The organism is Thermococcus sp. JdF3 (genome assembly GCF_012027495.1).
GTDB lineage: Archaea > Methanobacteriota_B > Thermococci > Thermococcales > Thermococcaceae > Thermococcus.
Genome location: NZ_SNUK01000002.1, coordinates 78,946 through 92,223, shown reverse-complemented (window position 1 = coordinate 92,223; position 13,278 = coordinate 78,946). Strand labels below are relative to the sequence as shown.

The following is a 13,278-nucleotide window of genomic DNA, read 5'->3' as shown; positions in this document are numbered from 1 at the left end:
TTCATTTGAATGAAGAAGTTTTTAAGCGTTTTCTCGGTTGTTCCGTCTTGTTACGCAGATTTGGGCAATCTCCCGGAGATTTTGGAAAGTAACGTGACTCCTGGTTCTTTGATGCTGGAGATTATGGTCGTTGCGTCATTCAAAAACCTTAAATCCTTCAGATGGGCAACTTCCTATCCCGGGTGGTGAAATGGAATGGCTTGGACGCTTTAAGCTCCTCTTCGCCCTAACCTACGCCGGATTTCTGGGCAACATAGCCGTTATATACTACCTTTCACGGGGCCTGAGCTACGGCGAGATAGGTCTCGCGACGGCCGTTGCCGGGCTGGGTTTCTTTCTGTTTGAGGTTCCAACGGGGGTTATCGGGGACAAGGTGAGCAGAAAAACCAGCGTGCTGATCGGTTTCATTATAATGCCGTTTTCAACGTCCCTCCTCCTCTTTCTGAGAAGCTTCTGGGTTCTCCTGCTCCATGAACTCCTCGGAACCCTCGGGGCGTCCTTTGTCAGCGGGAGCATTCAGGCGTGGCTCTTTGACAACCTCAGGGCGGAGGGCATGGAAGGGCAGTTCAGGGAGATATGGCGCTCAATCCAAAAGCTTGCCCTGATAGTCAGCTCTGCCACAACCGTTGCCGGGGGTTTTATATCCCAGTTCTTTGGCTTTGAGGTGGCCATAGCCCTTACGGCCGTCCTTCAGGTGTTCCTGATTCCCCTCGCCTTTAGCATACCCGAGATGGGCTTTTCCAAACCCGAACTTTCCTACACCCTCCACCTTCTGAGCTCGTGGCGTGAACTCAGGAAGCCGGAAATCGCGTGGCTCATCGCCTACCTCCTCTCGGTCACGCTCGCCCTCGGGCAGTTCAGGAAGTTCTTCGAGCCCTACCTGGGAGACATCTTGGCAGCTTACCTTGGGACGACGATAATGGGGACTCTCGGAATACTCGGACTCGTTGAGGTGCTCGTTAGAACAGTTCCCCGGTACATGGGGATCGCCCTCCGCGGGAGGGCCGGCCGCCTCCTTCACGAGCTTGCCCCCGTTGGCATACCCCTGGCAACCGTTCTCTCGGTTCTTTACCCCAATCCCCTGATTATAGTCCTCCTTGGAGTTGCCGCATCGCTCCTTGCGTCTGCGTTTACCTTCAACTTCTCGGTCGAATTCCAGAGGAGGATTTCGAGCGAGAAGAGGGCGACGGTGATATCACTGAGGAACATGGTTCTCGCCTTTGCAACTTCTGCGTTCTATGCAGTTTATGGCTTTGCAACGGACTCCCTCGGCCTTTCAAGGGCGAGACTTCTCTTCGCGCTGGGTTTTCTCGTTGTTGGAGGTTTGTTCAAGTTTCTGAGCGCTGGCCCCCTCAGGGGTTACCTGGGGTTCGGGGAGTAACTACCTCTGGAAAACCCTCTTTATGACTGGGTCGGGAATGTAGTACTCCCCGTAGCCGGTATGCTCAAGGAAGCCGTAATCGACGAGGTTTCTCAGGTACTTCCTTATCTCCTTGCCGTCTATCTCCCGGCCCTCCCTGAGCTTGAGGGCGTTTACTATGTCCTTTCTCCTGGCTCTTTCCTGCACGGCTGTTATGGTTGCCACCACTTCCATAACAGCGCGGTACCTTGGACTGAGCTCGTCAAGCTCCCTGAATTCTGCCTCGATGTACCCCTTGGCTTCCTCCAGAACGGCCTCTATCGCATCCCAGTGTGAGCTTCCATCGACCCTGTAAGCCCCGTAGTGGGTCAGCCAGCCAGGGACACCATCGAGAGCCCTCACAGCGGAAAGGAGCTCCCTTGAAGAAAGACTTATTCCATACTCCTCAAAACCCCTTTCAAGGAACCCAAGGCTCTCCGATGGGTTGAACCTTGGAAGTCGTATCCTGACATGATACCTGCCGTAAAGGGGGGCTCTATAGTCACCAAACCTAAGGAACTTCTCAAGCACTCCTACCTGCGAGCCAGTAAGAACTATTGTGATGTTCCTTAGAGTGTCGTAGATCCACGCGAGGAGCATTGTAAAGTCGCTGTGTGCGAAGCGCAGATACTGAGCTTCGTCAAAGGCTATCACCAGCTTCTCGTGGCTCTCATTGAGCTCCCTGAGAACCTCTGGGAGGCTTTTCTCGTCTCTTCTGAGCCTGACTCCATAACCCCTAACGCTTATCCCCTCAAACCGTGAGATTGCCCTTGATAGCTTTCCCATGGATAGAGTAGTAAGCTCCTCGGCGATTACTCTCTGGGGGTTTCTCATGTTTATGGAGGCAACCTCCCTTGCATCAATGATGATGTATGGAATCCCCTCCCTATGATTCAGCTCATTCAGGATTGCGTAGAGAAACGTAGTCTTCCCGATTCTCCTCGGCCCGGTGATTACGAAGAGCCTCCTCCCGTTTTTGAGCCTGTCCGTGAACTCCAAGAACTCGGCCTTCCTACCGAACACCTCATCAATGGACGTTTTAGGCTCTACACTGAACAACACAGTTCATACCCCCAAAGGGGGTGGGACCTCAAAGTATAAAAACTTGTCCCTTTGGAACGCATATTCAAAAAAATGGGTTGGTACCCCCTTTGGGGGCACCAGCTCACTTCGTCGCCCTCGTTATGCCGACGTCTTCCACGAGGACGTAGGGCGTCGAAACCGGCGTGTCAACTTCCCACCAGTGGATGTGGTGGCTCTCCTTTCCGAGGGCCTTGATGCCCTCAAGGATCCTCTGGAAGTTGTCGCTGACGCGGATGTTCCTTATGGGCTTCAGTTCGCCATTCTCGACGAGGAAGATGCCGTCACGCGGTATCGTGGAAAAGTCACCGGTCACGTAGTTCTGGAAGCGGGTGTACCAGACGTTGGTGATGTATATGCCCTTTTTGACCTCACTGAAGAGCTCCTCTCTGGTGTAGTCGCCCGGCTCAAGGACGATGTTCCACGCGTGGGGCATTATCAGGCCGGCGTTCGCGGTTGTTTCCGTTCCGTACTTCCTGGCCATGCTCGTGTTGAGCAGGAACGTCTTGAAGGCTCCTCCCTCGATGATGGTCGTTTCCCTCGTAGGCACTCCTTCGTCATCGAACTTCCTGGTTCCGTAGCCGTTGGGCATGTTTCCGACGTCTTTAATGGTGACTATTTCGCTCGCGACCCTCTGGCCGAGCTTACTCACCAGGAAGGAGAAGCCCGCCTCCGCGGCGTAGGCTGAGGTCATGAAGCTCATGTAGCTCAGCAGGTTTGCAAAGGCCAATGGATCAAAAATGACGTCGAACCTTCCCTCCGGTCCCTGCTCCGGGTTCTGAGCGAGGCGAGCTATCTCACCGGCCTTCCTTCCGGCGCTCTCGGGGTCGAACTTCTTGAGAACGCGAACCGAGTTTGTTCCGTGGCCGCTCTCAAGGTCTCCGATGAAGGCGCGAACGCTTATCTCTATCCCCGTTCCCTCGTCGAAGGCTTCCACTCCGTTACTCGTGGTTAAGTAGAGCTTGTTGTGGTCGGTGTAGAGAACGCCCGCCACCCTCTTAGCTCCCTCCTCAAGGGCGGCGTTTATGGCCCTCTCGACGTACTCGTTCGGCTCGTCGAGCTCAACTATGGCCCTATCGAAGGTCTCCGGAATGTCCCTGTACTCGAAGGGCCCCTCGGCGATGCCGTAGTAGTCCTCCTTGGGGGCCATGCCCTTCATGTTGCTCAGGAGCGTTTTCAAGGTTCTCTCTATGTTATCATCGCTCAGCTCGGTGATGCTCGTTCCGGCAACGCGCTTCTCAAGCTCAACGAACAGCTCCACCTTCCTCTCGTGCCAGTTCTTGGCGACGGTTATCTCGTTGTTGGCGAAGCGAACCTGTCTGCGGTTGGTCTCATAACCCAGAACTACGACGTCGCCGAAGCCCAGCTCTTTGGCCTTTTTAAGGATGAACTCATTAACGTCGAACATCTCCACCACCTCACGGCCTCCTCAGCGGTATATCCCTGAGCCTCGCGTGCGCTCCACCCATCCAGACGGGGACACCCTGTCCCGGTTCACCCTTTCCACAGGTTCCCGGGAACATCTCGACATCCTTTCCAACGGCATCGACGCTGCTCCACAGGGCCCTTGTGGTTATCTCAAGGATTGGCCTCTTGACCGGGTGCTTGATCTCGCCGTTCTCGATTAGGTAGGCCTCCCTTCCGATGTACCTCTGCTGGTATCTTCTATCGTCGATGTTCCACTCGTTGAAGGACACCATGTAAACGCCGAGCTTGACGTCCTCGATCAGCTCCTCGAAGGAGTAATCACCGGGCGCGAGGTAGGTGTTGGCCATCCTCACAATCGGCTCGCGGTTGTAGTTTATCGCCCTCGCGGAGGCGTTGGAGCGCTGGCCGAGCTTGTGGGCATATTCTCTGTTGGTGAGGAACTCGGTGATGATTCCCTCCCTGATGAGGTACCTTGGACGGGCTTTGACACCCTCGTCGTCGTAGAGGTAGAAGCCCCAGCTGTTCGGTATCGTCGGGTCGTCTATGACCGTGACGACCTCGCTTCCAATCCTCTCGCCGAGCATGTCGGGCTTGACGAAGCTCTCTCCCGCCTGGGCGGCTTCCCTTCCGAATATCCTGTCGGCCTCGTAGGGGTGCCCAACGCTCTCGTGGACGGCTATGCCCGCCACTTCTGGGCTTATGACCAGGTCAACCTTACCTTCGGGTGCCTTCTGACCTTCATAAATCAGCTTCTTGAGGGCCTGAACGTCCTTCACCGCCCACTTCCAGGGCTCGTCCCTCTCGATGATCTCCAGACCGCCAGAGAATGCCCTCTGGACGAAGGGGGCCTGCTCCATCTGGCCGTTCTCGAAGACGACGAGGTTGTAGGTCACCGAAACGCGCGGGATTTTGCTCTTCACGTGGGCCCCTTCGCTGGTCAGTATCTCCTTTTTCCAGAGCTGGTCAGAATACATGAGGTAGCGCATGGGCACGTTCACGCCGGTGGCTTTGACTTCCTCCTCGATTTTCTTCAGAAGCTCGAGCTTCTCCTCCGGCGAAACGTCGCGGAAGTCCTTCTTCATCTTGACCTTGTAGGAAACGCGGTGGAAGTCCTCATCGCTGAACCTTATTGGCTCGTTTCTCACCTTTGATGCCGCCCTGGCCAGCTTGACGGCCTTCCTGACTGCTTCGCTCACGCTCTCCCTCGTGAGGACGTTTGTACTGGCAAAGCCCATTCCTCCATCCACGAGAACCCTTACGCCGATCCCCCTGTCCGCGAGTACTTGAAGGCCTTCGGGGTTGCCGTTCTTCATTGCCAGGGAGGTGCCGTTCTTCTCCTCGAACCTCGCCTCCGCGTAGGAAGCGCCGAGTTCGAGGGCCTTCTCAACCGCGAACTCTAAAACATCCATGCACATCACCTCGGTTTACTGCATAGAATAGTGCGTCCGGAAGTATAAAAGTCTTTCCGTTAAGATGGCGGTCGAAAAGCACGTAAGGTTTAAGTTTGTGGGGGCTTAGATAAGTCCGGTGGGATTATGGGTGAGAGTGTAAACATTTCCCTGATACTTCGGGACATTCAGCTCATGCGCAGAAAACTGGACGAGATAGAGGAGGAGCTCCTCAAGCTGAAAATAGAAGAGCTCCGCGATGAAGAGCTTGAGGAGCTTGAAAATCTCTCCAGGGAGACCCTGGAAAAGGGAATACCTGGGAAGAGGCAAAGAAAGAGCTCGGCCTCTGAGCGTTACTTCTCCTCGCACTCGCACGGCTTTTTTCCGCAGTAGGGGCAGACACCCGGATACTTCTTCTTGGCCGCCTCTTCCAAATCAACGCCGAGCAGGGTTGCCAGGCTCGCGAGCCAGGCCAGAACGTCGGCGAATTCCTCCTCCATAGCCTCGCGGTCGTTTTTCCTTATCGCCTCGCTCAGCTCGCCGACCTCCTCAACGAACCAGAGGAATGTTCTCTCCACTCCCCTCTTCGAGTCCTTGTGGAAGTAAATTTCCTTAATCATCTCCTGAAACTCGCGGATCTCCATGTTCTCACCTGAGAAAAGGGGAAGAAAAGGGCTTAAAAATCACTCGCTCGCCACTTCGATGAGCTTCCTCATGTGGATCTCGACGGTGTCGAAGACCTCAGCCTTTACATCACCCGGTTTCACTATCAGCGGGAGCTCGGTGCAGCCGAGGATGACGCCTTCGATGCCTTCCTTTTCTATGTAGCGGTTGATGAGGTCAATCACCCAGTACCTGCTCCTGAAGTCCTCGAACATCAGCTCCTCCGTGATTATCCTGTTCAGCTCGTCCATCTCCCCCTCGCTCGGCGTGGTGACCTCGAAACCGGCCTCGCGGAGGGCGTTCTTGTAGAAGTCGGCCGTCATTGTCGTCTTCGTTCCGAGGAGGAGGACCCTTCTAACGCCCCTCCTCTTCATTTCTTCGATGAGCGCATCTATTATGCTCACCATCGGGACGTTGATTGCTTTCTGAACGTCCGGAAAGACTATGTGGGGAGTGTTGGCCGAGAGCGATATTATCTCCGCCCCCGCCCTCTCAAGGGCCTTGGCAGCCTTGATGAGTATCTCCTTCCTCCCCTCCCAGCCGTTCGGGTTGTGAATGAACTCCTTGAAGTTTATCGAGTAGATTATGAGCTCGGGAAAGACGTAGGGCTCGAACTTCTCCCTGCTTATCTCCAGGTATTTTTTGTAGTAATAACACGTCGCCTCCGGGCTGGTTCCGCCTATTATCCCTATTTTCTTCATGAGAATCACCGGAGAACATAGCGCCGGGAAGAATATGAACCTTTTGGTTTAAAACTAAAGGTTAAAGGGGGCGAGGTTTTACAAAGGGTAGAAAATTCGTCCGGAGTTCGAAAATCATTCGTTCCTCAGGTGGACGTCGAGCTGCGGGAACGGAATTTCGATGCCCTCCTTCGTGTAGAGTTCGTAGATACCCTTGGTGAGGTCTCCCTTGACGTCCCAGTAGTCGTCCGTCTTCGCCCAGGCCCTCAGCTGGAGGTTTATCGATGAGTCCGCGAGGGCGGTTATCACGACGCTCGGCTCAGGGTCGTCGAGGACCTTGGGGTGGCCCTTCATCAGGTCCATCGCGAGCTTTATTGCCCTGTCGAGATCCGTGCCGTAGGCAACGCCTATGTCCACATCGACCCTCCTCGTCGGCATCCTCGTGTAGTTCACTATTATGCTTCCCCAGACCAGCTTGTTGGGTATGGTTATGACCCTGTTGTCCGGGGTCATCAGCTCGGTGCTCATCAGGCCGATTCCGCTGACCTTCCCAACCTGGCCCGAAACCTCGACGACCTCACCGAGGTCTATCGGCCTGAGGGCCGCTATCCACACGCCCGCTGCGAGGTTGGTGAGGGTATCCTGCAGGCCGAAGCCCAGAATAAGGCCTATGACTGCCGAAAGGCCGAGTATCAGCGGGGAAACGGAGATGCCAACGGCCCCAAGGGCCACTATTATGACGACCACGTAGAGCAGTATGGCCAGGAACCTGCCGAGGAACTCGACGACGAGCGGCGGGAGCTTGGTTTTTTTCATACTTTTCTTGAAGAGGGATACCAGTATTTTTGCCACCAGATAGCCGACGACGAGTATTATCAGCGCCGACACCAGCTGGAACGGTGTCACCCCTATGTACGGTAGGGGCTCATCGAAGGCAACCATACCATCACCTCGAATGGTTTTAGGGAAATTGGTTAAGAGGGCAAAAAAGGTTTTTCATTCATCGGTGAAGAATAGAAGCTATTTCGTCCCAGAGCTTTTCTGCCAGCTCCCTCTTGCCCATCCGGGGGAGCTTCTTTACAGCATTGCGGGTAATTAGCAGAACCTCGTTCTCGTCGCTCCCGAAGGCTTTGAGGGTGTTGGCCACGACCAGATCGCTCCCGGCCCTGTCAATCTGCTTCCTTGCGGCGCTGATGAGCTCATCCTCGCTGAGGCCCGTCTCGGCCTTGAAGCCAACGAGGAAAACGTCCGGCTGAAGCTCCTTGACGCGGTCTATTATCTTCGGCGTCGGCTCGAGTTCAAGGGTTAGCTCTTTGCCACTCTTTATCTTGGTCTCCGCCTTATCTTTGACCCTGAAGTCGCTGACAGCCGCCGCCAGGACGACGATGTCATATTTCTTTGCTTTCAGCTCACGCTCTATCGCCCGGAGCATCTCCTCTACCGTTTCCACCTCGATCTGGTTTTCCACGAAGCTGGGGACGCTCCCCTTTGTCCTTATCAGCGTTACCTCCGCCCCCCTGAAGTCGGCCTCTTCAGCTATGGCCACGCCCATCTTTCCGGAACTCGCGTTGGTTATGTAGCGGATCGGGTCTATGTACTCCCTCGTCGCTCCCGCCGTGACCAGAACGCGCTTCCCCTCGAGACTCTTGGGGTGGAGCTTTCTGATGACGCGGTAGACTATCTCGTCCGTTGTGGCCACTTTCGCCTTGCCCTCCTCGAAGCGGGGCCCTATGAACTCGACGCCAAGCCTCTTGAGCTTCTCGATGTTCTCCACAACTATCGGGTGCTCGTACATGCTGGAGTGCATCGCTGGGGCTATCATTATCGGCGTGTGAGCAAAAGCGGTGGTTACAACGGTTGTAACGGGCGTGTCGTCTATGCCGCAGGCGATTTTGCCGATGGTGTTGGCGGTTGCAGGACAGACGAGGATCAGGTCGGCCTTGTTCTCGTGGTCTCCCGCGAGTTCAACGTGCTCTATGAAGCCGGTGATTTCGGTAACGACTGGATTGCCGGTGGCGAACTCCATCGCGTAGGGGTGAACTATTTTGGTCGCGTTCTCACTCATGACCGCGTGAACCTCAGCGCCGTGCCGTATCAGCTCCCTCGCAAGCTTAACGCACTCGACGGCCGCTATACTCCCTGGAATCGCGAGAACGATTTTCTTTCCGACGAGCTTTCTGCTTTTCGTGGCATGGATAAGCTTAACGTGGTGAAGCATGGAAACACCTCCAAAATAATTAAGGGGCTTGGGGGTTAAAACATTACTGGAGGATCCGCTAAACCCAGCGAGATTCACAGGAGTGAACCACCCCTCCCACAGAAGGAGGCGTCCCGCCCGGCGGGGTTAAACGGCAGTCATCCAGTACCGTCGAACGGTATCGTTGTTTACATCCCTCCTCAGCATGATGAAAACCGCGTTTTTGGTCACGATCCTCTTGACTACTTTGGCGTCTCCTATCCTCACCCGTCCGATTGTTAGATGGGACACCGCGTCTATGAGCTCCCGGGGGGCATTGGGTTTAATTCCTATTGTTATGTCGCTCGGGTAAAATTTGCCGCGGGTATACTCAAAGAGTATCACCACAGGATACGTTCTGGACATCACTTCAACGTTAATCAGAAACGCCTCGTGGATGTACGTGTGTCCCTCTTTTGCCTCAACCACGCTTACTTCCAGGGAGGTTGGGAGGGCGACGGTTAACCTGAGGAGGTACTCACATAACTCCTCCCTCGGAACGGATAGTCGCACCACCACACTGTTTCTTTCCTCACTATAATACACCCACTTCAACGAAACCTCACTTTCAAGTATTGTGTCCATGATAGTATTAAGGAGTTCTACTGGAACCTCAAATTCGAGCGAGAGCATACCCGAACCCCCATTGACTTTAACGTAGGGTTCTGTTCAGAAGTTAGTACTTTAATCATTTATTAAGTTATTGGATATCCTTCCCGGGGCAGTGGTGGTCAGGGCAGGACTGCAATGTTATACTGAACCCACTCCGCCACCGCGGAGTTTTGAAGTTCACAGTCCAAAAAATTGAGGCACCCAATAAGAATGCAATACTGGGACATAGTTAATGACTGACAGCATCCTCCTCGAACCTCCTCACTTCCTCAGACGTCCCCACCCACAAGACTATGGTGGGCTCAACCGTTATCATACCATCCCTTATCATGGGCTTTACCTCGTTTATGGCCTTCTCGATCTTGTACCCCCTGTCAACGACCTCGATTACGATGGGCAGGTCGGTTGAGAGCCTCATAACGTCCGCGGAGTGAACGCGGCTCTTCTTACCAAAGCCGTAGATGCCGCGGTAAACGGTTGCCCCCGCGATACCCATCCCGCGGAGCTTCTCCACTATCGCCTTGTAGAGTGGCTTTCCCTCAAAGCGGTCGTTCTCGCCTATGTAGATGCGAAGGCGGAGGGTGTTCCAGTGCTCGACTTCGACCATTCAATCACCTCCGGGCCAGCAGAAAGCCCGCGAATACTAGAGTGATGGTTATTATAACGTTTGCCGCGATGTTGAGGCCCGCTATAAGGTACTCCCTCTCACGGAGGAGCGAGAACGTCTCGTAGGAGAAGGTGGAAAACGTACTCAGAGCACCGCAGAAGCCCGTTCCGAAGAACGCCCTCCAGTCGGCGGGGACGTCTATGCCCCAGAAGAGCAGGCCGTAGAGGTAACCAAGGATCAGGCTGGCTATGCTGTTGACCATGAGCGTTCCGACGGGAAACTCCCTGTAAACCGGCAGGATTCCCGAAATGTAGAACCTTGCCAGCGCACCGAGGGCGCCGCCCAGCATTATCGCGGTTACTATTCTGAAGTTCACGATATCACCCTCTCCTCTGCCTTTCTCCCGTCTCCAGCATGCATCCCGCAACCCCTACTTAAGATTTTGGGCCCCTGGGTTGCAATACCCTTAAATAATTCCCCGCCGCTGTAGGAGTGTGGCAAACATGCCGGGGATTCCGAGCTTTGAATTTGGAATAGAGACCATCGCCCTCGCTTCACTGGTAGTTCTTCTCTCGGGCATACTGGCGATGCTCATCAGCAGGAAGACGAAGTTTCCCTACACTCCCCTTCTCGTCCTCCTCGGCGTTCTTGTGGGGCCCGTCCTCAGTCTCATTCTCCCTCACACCGCCAGGGTGCTCTTCTACTACGTCCGCGCCTTCGGTCTCTTTCTGGTTCTCTTCGCGGCAGGGTTTGACCTCAAGCTCCACGTTCTCAGGCGGCACAAGCTCGTCATAACACTCCTCGATACGGCCGGCCTTCTTGGGACTGCACTCCTCGCCGGCTGGTTCTTTTCCTGGGCTTTCCACGTCCCCCTCTCGGTCGGCTTTCTCTTCGGGGCCATCGTCTCTGGAACGGACCCCGCGACCCTTATACCCCTCTTCAGGGAGCACGAGGTTCCCGAGGACGTCGAGACGATAATAATCTCCGAGTCGATATTCAACGGCCCCCTTGCGATAATCCTCACGATGGTGGCGCTCTTCCTGGTTGTTCCAGAGGTTCCGGGCTACGCTCCCATCGGGCCCGTTCTGGAGGGTGCGGGGCTGTACTGGGCGGCCGTGGCCTACTTCCTTTACCAGATATTCGTCTCGGCGGCCATTGGAGCGGCCATAGCCTACATGGCGTACCAGGCCATAGCGAGGCTTGGCCTCTACAGAAGCCCCTACACCCAGATACTCGGTCTGGCGATGGCCTTCGGGGGCTACGTTGTCGGGGAGTTCCTGGGGGCATCGGGCTTCCTCGTCGTTACCGTCATAGGTCTCATCCTTGGAAACCACCGCGAGTTCTTCAGGAAGGAAAACAGCAGGGTGGACGATGCGGTGGAGAGGAACATGGAGTTCAACGACGTCCTCTCGACATTCTCGGTCATATTCATCTTCGTGCTCCTCGGTGCAAGCCTCGACCTCACCGGCCTGGAGTGGAAAACGATAGTGGTATCGCTCCTCGTGGCCCTCTTCGTCATCTTCGTCGCCAGGCCGCTGGCTTCCCTCGTCATCCTGCCCTTCACCGGCCTCAGGAGGTACCTCTTCGTATCCCTGGAGGGCCCGAAGGGTGCCGTTGCCGCGAGCATGGCCATACTGCCCGTCGTCCTCGGGAGGGTCTACGGCAGCCATGAGCTTGTTGAGTGGGGGGAGCTGATACTGAGCGCCGGGCTGATGACGGTTCTGCTCTCAATGTTGCTGGAATCCGCGTGGGTTTCTCCCCTCAGGGAGAAACTGCTGGGTTAGTCTTTTCCCCAAAGTTGAGGTAGTAGTGTATCTTCTTTTCGACCTCACCGTAGTCCCTCTCCGGAAGTCCCAGCCGCTCACGGAGTCTCCTGTTCTCGGCAATCATGGCTGAGAGCTGTATCGCAAGGTTCTGGTTGTCCAGTGCGATGTAGTATGAGCGGAACTTCAGAGGGGACCATTTGCCCTCCAGTTCGTAGAGTTCTTTTTCAAGCCGGGATATTTCCTCTTTGAGCCTTTCAAACGTTTCCTCGTTGGCGTTGGGGTCGTCCTCCAGGTAGCCGTGAATAAGCACTATCCTGATCGCCTCTTCAACCCGGAATCCATAGCGTTCACAGAGCTCCTTGATTCGCTCCATAATTTCGTCCGGAATCCTGAACGTTACCCTTCGCCAGCCCCTCCCACGCACCGTGAGTTTCATCCTCTTCTGCCCTCCAGCCCTGCCCTGAGCTGTCTATTTTCCTCACTGAGCTCCTTCCGAAACGCCATCAGGAACCTCTTGTCCAGCTTGGCCATTTCTTCAAACTCGATCAGCTCTTCGTAGTTTGCCTTCATCTCGATGAGCCTCCTCTTGATCCTTTCCCTCTGCTCGATGAGAAAACGTAGCTTTAGAACCCTCAGGGTTCTCTCAAGGCCCTCCAGGTCCCGAAACCTGGCCTCTATCTCCCCCCGGTTCTTCCTTATCTCCTTTAGCTCGTCGTCCGTGACCTCTATCTCCACGGAAAGCCCCTCCGACCTTTTCCTTTCCCCCTCTTTCTAACCGTTACTCCAGTTTCGAGACCCTTCAGAGCTTCTATCGCAAGGGGCAGTGATGATATCTCCTCTTTCGTGGGTTTCTCCCTGGCACGGTAGTCGAATTTATCTATGAATGACCCGAGGCGCCTCTCCAGAACCCGTAGCTTTTCCAGCTGGAGGCTTTCAAGCCTCCTGGCCGCCTGGGGGTTCGTCCGTTGGAGGGTTGACACCAGCATCTCATAGTGTCTCCTGCACAGTATGGATTCGGAGTTCCGGTACTCCGGGAGAAGCTCCTCAATCCTCTCCGCAAAAGCTTCCACAGTGCTGGTCTCTTTCTCCTCCACCAGCCGGCAGAGGAAGCATTCCCCCTCCTCGGGGATACGGCCCCTTTCCAGCGATGCCACGTACTCGGAGAGAATGCTCAGGTAGATGATGGCCACTCCCAGCGGCCCGAGGAGGGGGTCGGAGTAGGCCTCCCTGAGGGTCTTCCATGCGTGATGGGTGCAGAGGCCTAGGCTCTCCCTGAACTTCTCCCGCACCCCCGGATCGTTCACGTGTTCGTAGAGGATCGTCTCTATCTCAGACTCCTCGTATTTGCGGAGTATTCTACAGACGGGACAGCCGTCTCCCATCGCATCTCGGAGATACATGCCAATGAGGTCCATTCAC

16 protein-coding genes are annotated in these 13,278 nt (G+C 55.1%); 3 read left to right on the top strand and 13 right to left on the bottom strand.

All coding sequences use genetic code 11. The features are described 5' to 3' along the window. Positions 1-190: 190 nt before the first annotated feature. A complete protein-coding gene (locus E3E42_RS03030; RefSeq protein ID WP_167902663.1) occupies positions 191-1,381 on the top strand; it encodes an MFS transporter in 1,191 nt (396 codons plus the stop codon). On the opposite strand, the gene E3E42_RS03025 is transcribed toward E3E42_RS03030, so the two are convergent. The 3 genes from E3E42_RS03025 to E3E42_RS03015 form a co-directional block, all read right to left on the bottom strand. Beyond that, on the bottom strand, positions 1,382-2,461 hold the full coding sequence (locus tag E3E42_RS03025) for an ATP-binding protein (protein ID WP_167902662.1): 1,080 nt from the start codon (positions 2,459-2,461) through the stop codon (positions 1,382-1,384). It abuts the gene before it with no gap. A 103-nt stretch (positions 2,462-2,564) separates the two neighbouring features. After that, positions 2,565-3,887 carry a TldD/PmbA family protein gene (locus E3E42_RS03020; RefSeq protein WP_167902661.1) on the bottom strand — a complete coding sequence of 441 codons (1,323 nt, stop codon included), beginning with the start codon at positions 3,885-3,887 and terminating at the stop codon, positions 2,565-2,567. Between the two features lie 10 nt (positions 3,888-3,897). After that, the gene (locus E3E42_RS03015; protein WP_167902660.1) at positions 3,898-5,316 is read right to left on the bottom strand and encodes a TldD/PmbA family protein; all 1,419 of its coding nucleotides are present in this window, start codon (positions 5,314-5,316) and stop codon (positions 3,898-3,900) included. Between the two features lie 126 nt (positions 5,317-5,442). Here E3E42_RS03015 and E3E42_RS03010 point away from each other — a divergent pair, with 126 nt between their 5' ends. Then, complete coding sequence (locus tag E3E42_RS03010; protein ID WP_240913608.1) at positions 5,443-5,688, top strand: hypothetical protein; 246 nt, start codon at positions 5,443-5,445, stop codon at positions 5,686-5,688. Here the strand turns inward: E3E42_RS03010 and E3E42_RS03005 are convergent. From E3E42_RS03005 to crcB, 7 genes are all read right to left on the bottom strand, one after another. Next, the gene (locus E3E42_RS03005) at positions 5,649-5,939 is read right to left on the bottom strand and encodes a MazG nucleotide pyrophosphohydrolase domain-containing protein (protein ID WP_167902659.1); all 291 of its coding nucleotides are present in this window, start codon (positions 5,937-5,939) and stop codon (positions 5,649-5,651) included. The genes E3E42_RS03010 and E3E42_RS03005 overlap by 40 nt on opposite strands. 39 nt (positions 5,940-5,978) lie before the next feature. Next, positions 5,979-6,659, bottom strand: a complete 681-nt coding sequence (locus E3E42_RS03000) for an aspartate/glutamate racemase family protein (protein WP_167903092.1) — start codon at positions 6,657-6,659, stop codon at positions 5,979-5,981. A gap of 114 nt (positions 6,660-6,773) precedes the next feature. Further along, positions 6,774-7,580: a mechanosensitive ion channel family protein gene (locus E3E42_RS02995; protein WP_167902658.1), complete on the bottom strand. Its 807-nt coding sequence runs from the start codon at positions 7,578-7,580 to the stop codon at positions 6,774-6,776. A gap of 58 nt (positions 7,581-7,638) precedes the next feature. Beyond that, entirely contained in the window at positions 7,639-8,856 is a 1,218-nt protein-coding gene (coaBC, locus tag E3E42_RS02990) for a bifunctional phosphopantothenoylcysteine decarboxylase/phosphopantothenate--cysteine ligase CoaBC (protein WP_167902657.1), read from the bottom strand. A gap of 126 nt (positions 8,857-8,982) precedes the next feature. Then, positions 8,983-9,507: a hypothetical protein gene (locus E3E42_RS02985; protein WP_167902656.1), complete on the bottom strand. Its 525-nt coding sequence runs from the start codon at positions 9,505-9,507 to the stop codon at positions 8,983-8,985. 208 nt (positions 9,508-9,715) lie between these two features. Further along, positions 9,716-10,093: a DUF190 domain-containing protein gene (locus E3E42_RS02980; protein WP_167902655.1), complete on the bottom strand. Its 378-nt coding sequence runs from the start codon at positions 10,091-10,093 to the stop codon at positions 9,716-9,718. A gap of 4 nt (positions 10,094-10,097) precedes the next feature. Further along, entirely contained in the window at positions 10,098-10,469 is a 372-nt protein-coding gene (gene crcB / locus E3E42_RS02975) for a fluoride efflux transporter CrcB (protein ID WP_167902654.1), read from the bottom strand. Between the two features lie 127 nt (positions 10,470-10,596). Between crcB and E3E42_RS02970 the strand changes: the two genes are divergently transcribed. Then, positions 10,597-11,877 (top strand): sodium:proton antiporter, encoded by a 1,281-nt coding sequence (locus E3E42_RS02970; protein WP_167903090.1) that lies wholly within the window; start codon positions 10,597-10,599, stop codon positions 11,875-11,877. Here the strand turns inward: E3E42_RS02970 and E3E42_RS02965 are convergent. The 3 genes from E3E42_RS02965 to E3E42_RS02955 are packed head-to-tail and all read right to left on the bottom strand — an operon-like array spanning position 11,855 to position 13,274. After that, the gene (locus tag E3E42_RS02965) at positions 11,855-12,295 is read right to left on the bottom strand and encodes a hypothetical protein (protein WP_167902653.1); all 441 of its coding nucleotides are present in this window, start codon (positions 12,293-12,295) and stop codon (positions 11,855-11,857) included. The two genes, E3E42_RS02970 and E3E42_RS02965, sit on opposite strands and share 23 nt — an antisense overlap. After that, positions 12,292-12,594 (bottom strand): hypothetical protein, encoded by a 303-nt coding sequence (locus E3E42_RS02960; RefSeq protein WP_167902652.1) that lies wholly within the window; start codon positions 12,592-12,594, stop codon positions 12,292-12,294. The genes E3E42_RS02965 and E3E42_RS02960 overlap by 4 nt, the downstream gene beginning before the upstream one ends. Continuing rightward, positions 12,585-13,274 carry a DUF6062 family protein gene (locus E3E42_RS02955; RefSeq protein WP_167902651.1) on the bottom strand — a complete coding sequence of 230 codons (690 nt, stop codon included), beginning with the start codon at positions 13,272-13,274 and terminating at the stop codon, positions 12,585-12,587. Before E3E42_RS02955 ends, E3E42_RS02960 begins: the two co-directional genes overlap by 10 nt. Between the last annotated feature and the right edge of the window lie 4 nt (positions 13,275-13,278).

Bases quoted from the DNA above. Each gene is read 5' to 3' on its own strand.
- E3E42_RS03030 (WP_167902663.1), top strand. From the start codon at position 191: ATGGAATGGCTTGGACGCTTTAAGCTCCTCTTCGCCCTAACCTACGCC.
- E3E42_RS03020 (WP_167902661.1), bottom strand. From the start codon at position 3,887: ATGTTCGACGTTAATGAGTTCATCCTTAAAAAGGCCAAAGAGCTGGGC.
- E3E42_RS03015 (WP_167902660.1), bottom strand. From the start codon at position 5,316: ATGGATGTTTTAGAGTTCGCGGTTGAGAAGGCCCTCGAACTCGGCGCT.
- E3E42_RS03010 (WP_240913608.1), top strand. From the start codon at position 5,443: ATGGGTGAGAGTGTAAACATTTCCCTGATACTTCGGGACATTCAGCTC.
- E3E42_RS03005 (WP_167902659.1), bottom strand. From the start codon at position 5,939: ATGGAGATCCGCGAGTTTCAGGAGATGATTAAGGAAATTTACTTCCAC.
- E3E42_RS03000 (WP_167903092.1), bottom strand. From the start codon at position 6,659: ATGAAGAAAATAGGGATAATAGGCGGAACCAGCCCGGAGGCGACGTGT.
- E3E42_RS02995 (WP_167902658.1), bottom strand. From the start codon at position 7,580: ATGGTTGCCTTCGATGAGCCCCTACCGTACATAGGGGTGACACCGTTC.
- coaBC (WP_167902657.1), bottom strand. From the start codon at position 8,856: ATGCTTCACCACGTTAAGCTTATCCATGCCACGAAAAGCAGAAAGCTC.
- E3E42_RS02985 (WP_167902656.1), bottom strand. From the start codon at position 9,507: ATGCTCTCGCTCGAATTTGAGGTTCCAGTAGAACTCCTTAATACTATC.
- E3E42_RS02980 (WP_167902655.1), bottom strand. From the start codon at position 10,093: ATGGTCGAAGTCGAGCACTGGAACACCCTCCGCCTTCGCATCTACATA.
- E3E42_RS02970 (WP_167903090.1), top strand. From the start codon at position 10,597: ATGCCGGGGATTCCGAGCTTTGAATTTGGAATAGAGACCATCGCCCTC.
- E3E42_RS02965 (WP_167902653.1), bottom strand. From the start codon at position 12,295: ATGAAACTCACGGTGCGTGGGAGGGGCTGGCGAAGGGTAACGTTCAGG.
- E3E42_RS02955 (WP_167902651.1), bottom strand. From the start codon at position 13,274: ATGGACCTCATTGGCATGTATCTCCGAGATGCGATGGGAGACGGCTGT.